The sequence below is a fragment of the Tunturiibacter empetritectus genome, assembly GCF_013410875.1.
Lineage (GTDB): Bacteria > Acidobacteriota > Terriglobia > Terriglobales > Acidobacteriaceae > Edaphobacter > Edaphobacter empetritectus.
On sequence record NZ_JACCCU010000001.1, the window covers coordinates 1,887,051 to 1,900,399 of the forward strand.

Below are 13,349 nucleotides of genomic sequence, written 5' to 3' on the forward strand. Positions count from 1 at the left end.
CGGTAGAGCGTCGAGAAGCTTCAGGAAAGAGTTGGAGAGCGAATCGTGAGATTAAAGGATATGCAGGGGGCGGCGAGCATTGCACTGCTGCTGATGAGTCTGTGCACACAGCCGAGCTTGGGGCAGGAGCAGACGCAGTCGAACCCAACCAGTGCGACCAGGCCGGCAGCGCCGCAAGCGGTGGCCAACGACACGACGGGACAGGCGGGATTGCCGCAGGCTCCTGATCCGAAGCCGACCGAGCCGTTGTTTTTGCGCGATACGAGCCGCGACTATACGAAGCCGAAGAGCCATATCTGGAATCCGATCGCTCCGTATACTGCGATTCAGGTTCCGACCTTCCAGATGGGGAACACGACGCTGGGAAGTTTGCTGAAGGATGGGAAGATCTATCTGAGCCTGGCGGATGCGGTGACGCTGGCTCTGCAGAATAACTACGATATTGCGATCTCGCGGATCAATCTTGATATTGCGGATACAGATCTGCTGCGGGCACGCGCGGGATCTTCACTGCGCGGCGTTTCGACGGGTCTGCTGACGAATACGATTGGCGGAACGACGACGACGATTACGACGGGCGGCGGACCGGGAGCGACGTCGCAGGGCGTGGGCGGCGGCGGTACCGGTGTAGGTGGAATCGTTGTGAGCACGAACGGCGGCGGGCCGGTTCCGGAGAATCTGGATCCGGTGCTGACGGGGCAGCTGGAGTATGAGGCGTCAACGCAGCCGCAGTTGAATACGCTGTTCAGCGGTGGGTTGTCGGTGTTGACGACGGATACGGCGACTTACAACTTCGGCTATGCGCAGGGATTTCTTACCGGCACGCAGTTGACGGTGGGGTTCAACAATACGCGCGTGACGACGGATAATCCTTTCAGCAACTACAGCCCTTCGTTGACGACGAGTTTCAAAGCGACGGCGACGCAGCACCTGCTGCAGGGTTTTGGCTGGGGCGTGAATGGCCGGTTTATCCTGCAGGCCAAGAACGACCGGCGGATTACGGACTCGGCGTTTCGTCAGCAGCTTCTCTACACGGTAAATCAGGTGGAGAACATCTACTGGGCTTTGGTGAGCGCGTATGAAGATGAGCAGGCGAAGGAGCGTCAACTGACGCAGTCGTCGCAACTGACCTCGGACAACCGGAAGCAGTTGGAGATTGGCACGCTGGCGCCGCTGGATGTGGTGAACTCAGACAGCGCGGTGGCGAGCGACAAGCAGGCGCTGGTGGCGTCGAAGACGAACCTTGAGTATCAGCAGCTGCTGATGAAGCAGGCGATTTTGCGGAATCTTAACGATCCGCAGATGTCGCAGGCTCCGGTGATTCCGACTGACCGGGTGGCGCTGGATCGATTGCCTGAGGAGGATCTGCAGGTCGAGGATCTGGTGAAGCAGGCGTATGCGAACAACCCGCAGATTGAGCAGGCGGTGTTGAATATGAAGAATAACGAGATCACGATCAAGGCGTTCAAGAATGGATTGCTGCCGATTGTCGATGCGTATGCGTTCTATGGCGGGAGCGCTCTGGGTGGTGCTCAGAACCCGAATGCCGTCAACTTCAACTCCACTGCTCCTCCGCCCAATAACAAGTATCCTCCTGGAACGTTTCCTTCGGTTGGGTATGGCGATGTGTTTCAGAACACGTTCAACAACAACGCTCCGGATAAGGGTGTTGGCGTGAACATGACGATTCCGCTGCGGAACCGGCAGGCGCAGGCGGATCAGGCGCGGTCGCAGATGGAGTACCGGCAGTCGCAGATGCGGTTGCAGCAGCTTTACACGCTGATTCGGATTCAGGTGACGAACCAGCAGTATGCGTTGACCAACGACCGGGCGCAGGTGCAGGCGGCGCAGGCGGCGAGAGACTTCGCGGCGCAGAGCCTGGATGCGGAACAGAAGAAGTATAAGCTGGGAGCATCGACCACTGCGAATGTGCTGCAGCAGGGCAGAAATCTGGCGACGGGGGAGAACAACCTGATCTCCGCTACGGCAGCGTATGCGAGAGACCGGGCGCAACTGTTCCAGCTTCTGGCGAACACTCTGGATCGTTATGGGATCAGTATCGAAGCTGCGGCGCAGGCGGTTGGAGGCGCGGGAATGCCGACGCCGGTGATTCCTGGGCTGACGGCTCCGAAGGCTCCTGAGCCGCCGAAGCCGATTGATGTAAATCCTGGTGCTGCTCCGCCGCAGCAGTAGCAAGGGATGATTTGATGGAGGGCTCGGGCTTTGGCTCGGGCCCTTTTTGTTTTTGAGTGGGTGCAAGACTGCTACAAAGCAGGCTTTCAGGGCGGCGAACATTGTGCTTTCCCACCCATCGCAGAGAACGCGATGGATGGGGCACCCGGCTGTTTGCGAGTGCGAGCGGCGGATTCGTCCGCTTCGCTGCGGAATAAAAACAAAAGAGCAGGCAACGGCAAAGGCAAACGCAACGGGCAAGGCAAAGGCAAATGAGGGGGTTCTTCGCTGCGCTCAGAATGACGGGCTCTGTTCGTGATCGTGATGACGAGCAACCCCTTTGGTCGAGATGACGGTGCTTTTTTGGGTGATGAGAGGCTAAAGCGGATTTGCTATTGGTGCGTAGGAAGACAACCGCAGATTCCCTTCGGGAATGACAAACCAAAGGTTCGGAATGACGAACAAGGTATGAGGTTGGGGACCGCGTTTGAACTAGACTGGAGGTCTATGAGTCATAAAGCGGCGAGTAACGATCCGACTGTGAGCAACGAACCGGTGGCGAGTGAGGAAGCGGCGGGGATTCACGCGCAGGGTGATGGGCACTTGAACTCTTTGGCGAGTGCGGCTTCGGCTTATCTGCGGTCGGCGATGCATCAGCCGGTGGAGTGGCAGGAGTGGGGCGAGGCGGCGTTCGAGAAGGCGAAGGTAGAGGATAAGCCGATCCTGCTGGATATCGGCGCGGTGTGGTGCCACTGGTGTCATGTGATGGATCGGGAGTCGTATGAGAGTGCGGCTACGGCGAAGATCATCAACGACCACTTTGTTGCGGTGAAGGTGGATCGGGATGAGCGGCCGGATGTGGATACGCGGTACCAGGCGGCGGTGTCTGCGATCAGCGGGCAGGGTGGTTGGCCGTTGACTGCGTTTCTGACTCCGGAGGGGAAGCCTTACTTTGGGGGGACTTATTTTCCGCCGGCGGATCAGCATGGACGGCCGGGGTTTCAGCGGGTGCTGCTGACGATGGCGGAGGCGTTTCAGAATCGGCGGGATGAGGTAAATGAGTCGGCTGGAAGCGTGATGGCGGCGATTGAGCATAACGAATCGTTTATGGGGAGGGCAGGGAATCCGGGGCCGGAGCTGGTGGCGAAGCTGGTGGGGTCGGCGCTGAAGCAGTTTGATTCGCGGTCGGGCGGGTTTGGGTCACAGCCGAAGTTTCCTCACTCGGGGGCGATCGATCTGCTGCTGGATGTGGCGTCGCGCGTGTCGGCCGGCGGGATGGAGAATGTGAGCGAGGCGGCGAAGACTGCGGCGATGGTGACGCTGCAGAAGATGTCGAGGGGTGGGATCTATGACCATCTGGCGGGGGGATTTCATCGCTACTCGGTGGATGAGCGGTGGGTGGTGCCGCACTTCGAGAAGATGTCGTATGACAACAGCGAGCTGCTGAAAAACTATGTGCATGCGTTCCAGACGTTTGTGGAGCCGGAGGCGGCACGGGTGGCGCGGGAGATGATTGGGTGGATCGACGAGTGGCTGAGCGACCGGGAGCGCGGCGGGTTTTATGCTTCGCAGGATGCGGACTTTTCGCTCGAGGATGACGGCGACTACTTTACGTGGACGCGCGATGAGGCCGCTGAGGCGCTGACTGCTGAGGAACTGGCAGTGGCGAGCGCTTACTACGATATTGGCGAGATCGGCGATATGCACCACAACCCGGCGAAGAATGTTCTGCATGTTCGAGGGACGCTGGAGGGTGTGGCAAAGGCGAATGGGATTACGGTGGAGGTCGCGAAGGAGCGGCTGGCTGCTGCCAAGGAGAAGCTGTATGCGGCGCGGCTGAGGCGGCCTACTCCTTATGTGGATAAGACGATCTATGTGGGCTGGAATGGGATGATGATCTCGGCGTACCTGGAGGCGGGGCGGGTGCTGGATATGCCGGAGGTGCGGGCGTTTGCGCTGAAGTCTCTGGACCGGGTGCTGGCGGAGGCGTGGGAGGCCAAGGCTGGCGTGGCGCATGTGGTCGCTTATGGCGAACAAGGCGGGAAGGGAGTGCGGGTGGCTGGGGTGCTTGAGGACTATGTGTTCCTGGGGCATGCGGCGCTGGATGCGTGGGAACTGACTGGGGAGATGCGGTACTACACGGCTGCCGAAGCGATTATGGAGAGTGCGCTGTTGAAGTTCTATGATCCGGTTGGGTGCGCGTTCTTCGATACGGAGAGTGTTGTGGAGGGTGAGACGCGGCTTGGTGCTCTGGTGACGCGGAGGAAGCCGTTGCAGGACTCTCCTACACCTGCGGGTAACTCTGTTGGAGCGGCGTTGCTGCTGCGGCTGGAGGCTTTGAATGGGCGGGAGGACTATGCGGTGAAGGCTCTGGAGACGCTCGAGATCTTTGCGGGCGTGGTGGAGCACTTTGGGCTGTATGCCGCGAGCTATGGGCTGGCGCTGCAGAGGATGGTGGTGCGGGCGGTGGAGGTTTGCGTGATTGGGGATGATGCCGCGGCGAGGAGGCTTGAGGCGGTGGCGCTGGCTCGGTATGCAGTGAATAAGAGCGTGATCCGGTTGCGGAGAGATCAGCTGGGGGCGCTGCCTCCGGCGCTGGCGGAGACTCTGCCGCATCTGCCGGGGCTTGAGGGGGAGGGGAGCTTTGCGGTGGTTTGTAGCGGCAAGGGTTGCCTGCCTCCGGTTTCTACCGCGGATGAGTTGATTGAGGCTATGAATAAGGCTTTGTGAGGGTGTAAGGGTTGTCCTGCCGGACTGGCTCGCTGCGCGCGAGGCGGTCACTTCGTGACTTGTATACCGCTTCGCGTGATTCTCCCGTTGGTCGGATTGATTTGCTAGCTACCTATTAGAGGCTGCTGTAAGGGTGGGCCTGTTGGGTTTGGCGCTCGGAGGATGAGCATGTTCGCGGGGTCGTTGCCTAACGGGATGCCCTCTTTTTCGAAGGTGAGGATGATGCGGCGGCGCAGTTCGCGGAGGACGGCATCTCTCTGGTTGGCGCGGACACGGAGCTGGATGGGATAGGTGACCTCGCGGCCGTTGATCTTGTCGACACCGAGGACGACCGGGTCGGCGATGGCAATGTCTTTGAAGGCTGAGTCCTGGCGAACCTGCTCGGCCAGGGCTGTGAGGACGGCAATGACTTTGTCGGGATTGGCGCTGGCGTCCACACTGACGGGAAGGGTGGCGACGGCGTAGTCGCGGGAGAAGTTGGCGACGTTGGCGATCTGGCTGTTGGGGATGATGTAGAGGGTGCCGTCGGCATCGCGGACGCGGGTGCTGCGCAGGGAGAGATCTTCGACGGTGCCCTTGAGTCCGGCGAGAGCGACGACTTCGCCTACGTTGTACTGGTCCTCGATGAGGATGAAGATGCCGGTGAGCATGTCCTTGAAGATGGACTGCGCGCCGAGGCCTATGCCGACGCCAACGATGCCGGCTGAGGCGAGGATGGGCTGGTAGGGGATGTCGAAGATGTTGAGCAGTTGCAGGAAGGCGATGAAGCCGAGGACGCCGTAGGAGGTGGCACGCACGATGGAGGCTATGGTGCGGAGCTGGGCGGCGCGGTGGAAGTTGCCCACCTGGTGGTCGGCGCGGGTACGCATTTTTTTGACGAAGAGGAGAACGACGCGCTGGAGGACGAAGAGGACCAGAAGGACGACGACGATCTTGGGCAGCTTATTCTGCAGGAAGAGGATGATGTCCTGGTGCCAGTCGCGTTCGATGACCTGGAGGATTCGCTCGTCTTGCGGGGGAACTACCAGAAGGAGCATGATTACGGCGTCTCGCTTTCGAAAAAGAATACTGTGAACAGAATGCGTCAGGTGTTTGTAAGATGCAATTCAGGCAGGGGATGTGGGGTGGCGACGGGACGTGATGGGAGGGTGCTATGCGGATGCTTCGAGTGGCGATGATGGGGGTGGTGTTGATGATGGGCGTGTCGGGACGGGTGAGCGGGGGAGAGCCTAAGCAGTTTACACCGCCGCCACAGCGCTTCCCGGGACAGGGGCATCAGCCGGACGATATGAGTCCGAATATTGATTCGCGTCGTGCGGAGCAGCAGGAGGAGGTTAGGAGCACGGAGCGGCAGAAGCGGTTGGTGGCGGATACGGATAAGCTGCTGGCGCTGGCGACGGATCTGAAGCAGCAGGTGGATAAGACGAACAAGAATATTCTTTCGGTTGATGTGATTAAGAAGGCGGATGAGATTGAGAAGCTGGCCCATAGCGTGAAGGAGCGGATGAAGGGCTAGTCCTGCCGGACGGGCCCACTGCGCGTGGGGCGGGCGTTCACACGCCTTTTTAAAGCTTCGCGTGGTCCTCCCGTTGGTCGGAAGCTGACTGCTGAGCAACGCGAAGCCCAACACTGCTGACTCACCCAAATAAGGTACACACGCCACGAAGTGGCCGCGCTCCGCGCAGGAGGCCCGTCCGGCAGGACAGTTTATTGTGCGGTAGGTAGGGAGAGAGCTGCTGCAGCGTTGACCAGGGGGATTGAGAGGCCGGGGAGGGTGACGGCTGAGTTTCGCATTGCGGTGACTACGGTTGCGGCGCTCCAGTCCGGGTGGGCTGCGCGGACAAGAGCGGCGACTCCGGCGACGAGGGGCGCTGAGGCGCTGGTGCCCATGGCCTGAACGTAAGCGGTGTGGCCTAGGTTGAAGCAGCCGTAGCTGTGGGCGGAGTCGGCGGGGAGGCCGTCGGTTGTGTTGGGGAGGCCGGAGCTGCAGGCACCCAGGATCCAACCGCTGACGCCGGTATCGGGGCCGTCCGGATAGCTGCCACCCGGTGCGGCGAGGGCGTTGAGGGGAGCTCCATAGTTGGTGTAGTAGGCGAGCGAGACGGGGCCGGGGGTGCAGGTGGCGCCGGGGGTGGTGTTCTGCGCGCAGGCCGGGTTGGTGGAGGCGGCGATGGCGAGAACGCCGCGAGACTGTGCGGGGAGTTCGACGTAGCGAAGGTTGGAGAGGTCGAGGCCGTCGTTGCCGGCGGAGGAGACGAGGACAATGTTGGCTTGGGCGGCGGCGTAGGTGATCTGGTTGAATGCGGCGAGGAGGCCGGCTCCGTCTCCCGTGGTCAGGTCGGCTACCGCGCCGACGGAGAGGGAGATGACATCGGCGCGGTTGGTGACGGCGTCTTCGATGCCTTTCATAACCCAACTGAGGAGCCCGCTGGCTTCGCCGGCTTCGCACAGGTCGGCGGGGTTGGTGTCGCCGGTGATGGAGATGGGCATCCGCTGGAGGACTTTGATGTTGAGGATGGTGGCGGCGGGGGCTACGCCGATGATCTTGCCGGTGCCGGGACCAATGGCTCCGGCGGCGAGGGAGGAGGTCCATGTGCCGTGGCCTTGCTGATCCTGTGGACTGCCGTCGTCGCAGGCGCTGGGATAGGCGCTTTGGTCGACCTCGGTGAGATTGAGGGCGAGGTTGGGGGCGATGTCGGGGTGGGTGGCATCGACGCCGCTGTCGAGGATTGCGATGCGGATGCCTTTGCCCATGGTGGTGTCCCAGGGGCCGTGCGCGGGTGCGCCGGGGGTGTTGTTTCCGTAGCCGCCGACCTGCTGGACAGCCCATCCCTGGGGGGTGGAGGTGTAGTAGGTGTCGTAGGTTGGGGATGGTGGCGGAGTAGAGGGGGGTGGCGTTGGGGTGGAGGGCGGCGCCGTGGTGATGGGGCCGTGGGTGGGAAGGCGACCTATGGTTGAGGTTGACGGGAGAGATTGTGCTCCGTTGTTGTCGTTCGAGGTTGGTGCGATGGGCTTGAGGCGGATGTGCAGAGCGGAGACGATTCGGTCGTGGAGGACGTAACTGACATTGGGTTGAGCTGCGAGGAGGCGGAGGGTGGTGGCGTCGTCCTGTGAGGCGGGAGACTGGACGGCTGCGATGCCGAGGTGCTCGTTGCGCTGGGTGAGGCGGGTGCCGGCGGAGAGGAGGTGGGCCTCGGCGTCGCCGGGGATGGTGGCGTTGCGATAGAGGACGAGGTAGCGATGGGGAGCTATGCTGGTGGTGTCGATCTGGGCTATGGCAGCGGGTGGAAGAAGAGGGAGAAAGAGAGCGGCGAGGCGCGAGATACTTCGGCGGAGGTGACGGGTGCGAGCCTCTGGCGGAGTTGGCTCTGGTGAAGCGATTTTGTGGAAGACGAACACGGAGGCACCTCGTGGTTGTGCTGAGGTATGAATCGGCTGTGCGCGAATTTGCATTAGTGCCAGTCCGGTTGTGTGCTATTACTTTGGTCTGTCGATTGAGTGAAATCTGACTGATCCTGCTCGATTAGCGGATACGTTGACCCTGTTTGATCGCACGTGCTCTAATTGCGCCTTTGTGAAGCGGAGAGAAAGTTTTTGTTCTAAGGAGACCCTTGCATGGTTGGAGTAAGTATTTTGGCGTTGGCCGTTCAGTCGCAGGTTCCTGTGTCCTCTGCGTCTGTGGACGGCGGCGACGGGCGAGTCTATTTGTGGATTGCCCTGACGGTTGGGGTGCTGGCGTTGGTTGCTGCACTGATGCTGGCGCGGGCCGTAATCGCCTCCGATACGGGGACAGTGGAGATGCAGGCGATTTCGAATGCGATTCGTGAAGGGGCAGAGGCGTTTTTGCGGAGGCAGTATAAGACGATCGGGTCGATTGCGCTGGTGCTGGCGGTGGTTGTCTTCGTGGGGTACAAGATGTCGCCGCGGACTTCGCCCTATGCGCTGAAGACGGTGGTGAGCTTTCTGGTGGGGGCGGTGTGCTCGGGGCTGGCGGGATTTACGGGGATGTACTGCTCGATTCGGGCGAACATACGGACGGCTTCGGCGGCGCGAACTAGCTTGAATAAAGCGCTGCAGATGGCGTTGCGCGGCGGGGCGGTGACAGGGCTGGTGGTGGTGGCGCTCTCGTTGCTGGGTGTCGGGGTGCTGTTCCTGTTCTTTGGCGGGTTGGAGCATCCGCAGGCTGTGCCGTATCAGCTGGTGGGGTTTGGGTTCGGGGCTTCACTGGTGGCGTTGTTCGCACAGCTTGGCGGTGGAATTTATACTAAGGCCGCGGATGTGGGTGCGGACCTGGTGGGGAAGGTAGAGGCGGGGATTCCCGAGGACGATCCGCGGAATCCAGCGGTGATTGCGGACCTGGTGGGCGACAATGTTGGTGACTGCGCGGGTCGTGGTGCGGATATATTTGAGTCGACTGCGGCGGAGAATGTGGGCGCGATGATTCTGGGCGCGGCGCTTTATCCGGTGTTTGGCGTGAAGGGGATTCTGTTTCCGCTGATTGTGCTTGCGATCAATTTGATTGCGAGCATTGTCGGCGTGTTTGTGGTGAGCACGCGCGAGGATGAGGATCCGATGCACGCGCTGAACAAGGGATTTTATGTGACATCGGCGCTGGCGCTGGCGGGATTTGCCGGTGCGGTTTACACGATGTTGAATGGGCCGCAGGTGCAGCCGTTGTGGCTGCTGGGGTGTGGCGTGGTTGGGTTAGTGACGGCATTTCTCTTTGTGTGGATTACGGAGTACTACACGGAGGCGAAGTTTCGGCCGGTAAGGTCGATCGTTGAGGCTTCGGTGACGGGACCGGCGACGAACATCATCAGCGGGCTGGCCGTGGGAATGGAGACGCCGGCGATGCCGGTGGTGGTGATCTCGGCTGCGTTGTTGCTGAGCTACTACTTTGGCGTGCAGGGGCTGGCTGGAGTTGCGGGTATCAGTGACTATGCGAAGGGGATCTACGGAACGGCGATCGCTACGATGGGGATGCTGAGCTGCGCTGCTTACATTCTGGCGATGGATACGTTTGGTCCGATCACCGATAATGCAGGCGGGATTATCGAGATGTCGGATCAACCGGATTCGATTCGTGAGCGGACGGACAAGCTGGATTCGGCGGGGAATACGACGAAAGCGCTGACCAAGGGGTACGCGGTGGGATCGGCTTCGCTGGCGGCGTTTCTTTTGTTTTCGGCTTACCTGGAAGAGATTAAAGTAATTGTAACTGCTAAGGTGGCAAATGCAGGTGGATATATGCCTGCGGGTTGGAGCTTTACCAATATCAATTTGGCGCAGGTGCCGGTGTTTGTTGGTGCGCTGCTGGGTGCGACGCTGACGTATCTGTTCAGCTCGATGGCCATCAAGGCGGTGGGGCGGACGGCGCAGATGGTGGTGCAGGATGTCCGGAATCAGTTCAAGGAGAATCATGGGATTATGGCCGGTACGTCGAAGCCGGACTATGCGCGGTGCGTGAACATCGTAACCGGTGCGGCGCTGAAGGAGATGGTGTTGCCCGGGGTGTTGGTGGTTGGGCTGCCGGTGGTGGTGGGGTTGATCTTCCGGCATTTGAGTGCGAGTTACCAGGCCAGCTCTGCGTTGTATGCACCCGGGACGATCTTGCCGGTGCCGGCGATTGGCGGCGTTGCGGTGAATCTGGCTGGAGCGGAGGCTGTGGCTGGGTTGCTGATGGTGGGTACGATTTCGGGTGTGCTGCTGGCGATGTTGATGAACAACGGCGGCGGGGCCTGGGATAACGCGAAGAAGTTTATCGAGACGGGACAGTATGGCGGGAAGAAGTCGGAGGCGCATAAGGCGGCGGTGGTGGGGGATACGGTGGGCGATCCGTTTAAAGACACGGCTGGGCCTAGCTTGCACGTGCTGATTAAGTTGCTGGCTACGATTACGCTGGTGCTTGCGCCTTTGTTTGTTTAGTGGTGAGATGCGTGTTGATGGGTGGGTGGCCTTTGGGCTGCCCATTTTTCTGGGTTTTAGCTGTGGAAAGCGGGAGACGGGGAAGTCAAGTGTAGTGGCTTCCCGGTACAATCTGTGTCGGTAGTGTTCAATGAGCCGCGGATTTCCGATGGCTCTTCGATGTAAAGGATGGGTGTATGGCAAGACAGTCTGGATCGGGTGTGCAGGAGAGCAAGAAGACGGCGGGAGGCGCGACGGAGAGCTTGCTGACGCGGGAGCAGCTGGTGGAGTTTTATCGGCTGATGTACCTGTCGCGGCGTACTGATGATCGTGAGATTGTTTTGAAGCGGCAGCAGAAGATTTTTTTTCAGATCTCTTGCGCTGGACATGAGGCTTTGCTGGTTGCGGCGGGGATGGCGCTGAAGCCGGGGTATGACTGGTTCTTTCCTTACTATCGGGATCGGGCGATCTGCCTGACGCTGGGTAATACGGTGGAGGAGCAACTGCTGCAGGCGGTGGGTGCGGCGGATGACACGGCGAGCGGCGGACGGCAGATGCCTTCGCACTGGTCGAGCAGGAAGTTGAATATTGTTTCGCCGTCCTCGTCGACGGCTACGCAGTGCCTGCATGCGGTTGGGTGCGCGGAGGCGGGGAGATTTTTTACGACGCATCCTGAGGCGGCGAAGAAACATGATGGGGACTATCGCGAGTTTAAGGACGTGACGTTTCATGGTGATGAGGTGGTGTATGTTTCGATTGGTGAGGGGTCGACGAGCCAGGGAGAGTTCTGGGAGTCGTTAAATACGGCCTCGAATGGGAAGCTGCCGGTGTTGTATGTGGTCGAAGACAACGGGTATGCGATCTCGACACCGGTGGAGGTGAATACGCCGGGGGGAAATATCTCTAAGCTGGTGGCGAACTTTCCTAACTTCCACTTTGCTGAGATTGATGGGACCGATCCGATTGCGAGTTATAAGGCGATGGTGGAGGCGGTGGCTTACTGCCGTTCGGGGAAAGGACCGGCACTGGTGCATGGGCATGTGATTCGGCCTTACTCGCACTCGTTGAGCGATGATGAGAGGCTTTATCGGTCGGTGGAGGAGCTGGATGCGGATGCTGCGCGGGACCCGATCTCGCGGATGCAGATGTGGCTGCTGCGCGAGGGGATTCTGGATGCCGATGCGATCAACAAGCTGGAGCGACAGGTGGATGAAGAGGTGCAGCGGGCGGCGGATCGCGCGGTGATGGCTACGCTGCCTGCGGTGGCTTCGATTACGAAGCATGTTTACTCGGAGGACCTGAGTTCGCAGGATGCGCGGTTTGCGACCGAGCCGAAGCCGACTGCGGATGCTACGGAGCGCACGATGGCAGACCTGATCAACTGCTGCCTTAAGGACGAGATGCGACGGGATGAACGGGTGGTGGTGTTTGGCGAAGATGTGGCCGATGCGACTCGCGATGGTGCGCTGCGGGCGGGGAAGATCAAGGGCAAGGGTGGTGTGTTCAAGCTGACGGCTGGATTGCAGACGGAGTTTGGCAGTGACCGTTGCTGGAACTCGCCGCTGGCTGAGGCGAATATTACGGGCCGTGCGATTGGGATGGCAGTGCGCGGGATGAAGCCGGTGGTGGAGATTCAGTTCTTCGACTACATCTGGCCGGCGATGCACCAGATGCGGAATGAACTGTCGCTGGTGCGGTGGCGATCGAATGGCGACTTCAGCTGCCCGCTGGTGATGCGGGTGCCGATTGGCGGGTACCTGACGGGTGGATCGATCTATCACTCGCAGTCGGGTGAGAGCATCTTTACACATACGCCGGGGGTGCGGGTGGTGATGCCGTCGAATGCGCTGGATGCGCTGGGGTTGCTGCGGACGGCGATTCGCTGCGATGACCCGGTGTTGTTTCTGGAGCACAAGCGTTTGTATCGCGAGACGTTTGGGCGGGCGGCCTATCCGGGGCCGGACTACTGCATTCCGTTTGGGAAGGCGAAGATTGTGCGGCCGGGGAAGGACCTGACCGTGCTGACGTATGGCGCGGTAGTGCCGCGGGCGCTGCAGGCGGCGCAGAAGCTGCATCGCGATACGGGTGTGGATGTGGAGCTGATCGATCTGCGGAGTTTGACTCCCTATGACTGGGAGGCGATTGCGGAGAGCGTGAGGAAGACCAGCCGCGTGATTGTGGCGCATGAGGATATGTTGAGCTGGGGGTATGGCGCGGAGATCGCGGCGCGGATAGGGGATGAGCTGTTTCATGACCTTGACGCTCCGGTGAGGCGCGTGGCGGCGATGGATACGTTTGTCGCGTATCAGCCGCTGCTGGAGGATGCGATTCTGCCGCAGCCGGAGGATTTGTATCGGGCGATGGCGGAACTGGCGGCGTTCTAAAGCGTCCTGCCGGACGGGCCTCCTACGCGGAGGGCGGTCACTTCGTGACGTGTATACCGGTCTTGGCTGGGGGTGTGCATGGGTCTTCCCGTTGGTCAGACACAAAGATTGCGCAACTGATGCGTTGGTTTGGTGTCTTTGATTGCAGTGTGTAATTCT

Annotated in this window: 7 protein-coding genes; 5 read left to right on the top strand and 2 right to left on the bottom strand. The window is 60.4% G+C overall.

Features of this window, described 5'->3' with window-relative positions:
* Positions 1-45: 45 nt before the first annotated feature.
* Positions 46-2,193, top strand: coding sequence for a TolC family protein (locus tag HDF08_RS08035; protein WP_353068818.1), 2,148 nt, complete (start codon positions 46-48; stop codon positions 2,191-2,193).
* A gap of 486 nt (positions 2,194-2,679) precedes the next feature.
* Positions 2,680-4,902: a thioredoxin domain-containing protein gene (locus HDF08_RS08040; protein ID WP_179637966.1), complete on the top strand. Its 2,223-nt coding sequence runs from the start codon at positions 2,680-2,682 to the stop codon at positions 4,900-4,902.
* 104 nt (positions 4,903-5,006) lie between these two features.
* On the opposite strand, the gene HDF08_RS08045 is transcribed toward HDF08_RS08040, so the two are convergent.
* A complete protein-coding gene (locus HDF08_RS08045; protein WP_179637967.1) occupies positions 5,007-5,939 on the bottom strand; it encodes a mechanosensitive ion channel family protein in 933 nt (310 codons plus the stop codon).
* 116 nt (positions 5,940-6,055) lie between these two features.
* On the opposite strand from HDF08_RS08045, the gene HDF08_RS08050 reads away from it, so the two are divergent.
* Positions 6,056-6,418, top strand: a complete 363-nt coding sequence (locus HDF08_RS08050; protein ID WP_179637968.1) for a hypothetical protein — start codon at positions 6,056-6,058, stop codon at positions 6,416-6,418.
* A 191-nt stretch (positions 6,419-6,609) separates the two neighbouring features.
* On the opposite strand, the gene HDF08_RS08055 is transcribed toward HDF08_RS08050, so the two are convergent.
* The gene (locus HDF08_RS08055; RefSeq protein WP_373563139.1) at positions 6,610-8,301 is read right to left on the bottom strand and encodes a S8 family peptidase; all 1,692 of its coding nucleotides are present in this window, start codon (positions 8,299-8,301) and stop codon (positions 6,610-6,612) included.
* Positions 8,302-8,517: 216 nt separating this feature from the next.
* Here HDF08_RS08055 and HDF08_RS08060 point away from each other — a divergent pair, with 216 nt between their 5' ends.
* Positions 8,518-10,827, top strand: coding sequence for a sodium-translocating pyrophosphatase (locus HDF08_RS08060; RefSeq protein WP_257030916.1), 2,310 nt, complete (start codon positions 8,518-8,520; stop codon positions 10,825-10,827).
* Between the two features lie 176 nt (positions 10,828-11,003).
* A complete protein-coding gene (locus HDF08_RS08065) occupies positions 11,004-13,190 on the top strand; it encodes an alpha-ketoacid dehydrogenase subunit alpha/beta (protein WP_179637969.1) in 2,187 nt (728 codons plus the stop codon).
* The last annotated feature ends 159 nt before the right edge of the window (positions 13,191-13,349 follow it).

Bases quoted from the DNA above. Each gene is read 5' to 3' on its own strand.
- HDF08_RS08040 (WP_179637966.1), top strand. From the start codon at position 2,680: ATGAGTCATAAAGCGGCGAGTAACGATCCGACTGTGAGCAACGAACCG.
- HDF08_RS08045 (WP_179637967.1), bottom strand. From the start codon at position 5,939: ATGCTCCTTCTGGTAGTTCCCCCGCAAGACGAGCGAATCCTCCAGGTC.
- HDF08_RS08050 (WP_179637968.1), top strand. From the start codon at position 6,056: ATGCGGATGCTTCGAGTGGCGATGATGGGGGTGGTGTTGATGATGGGC.
- HDF08_RS08060 (WP_257030916.1), top strand. From the start codon at position 8,518: ATGGTTGGAGTAAGTATTTTGGCGTTGGCCGTTCAGTCGCAGGTTCCT.
- HDF08_RS08065 (WP_179637969.1), top strand. From the start codon at position 11,004: ATGGCAAGACAGTCTGGATCGGGTGTGCAGGAGAGCAAGAAGACGGCG.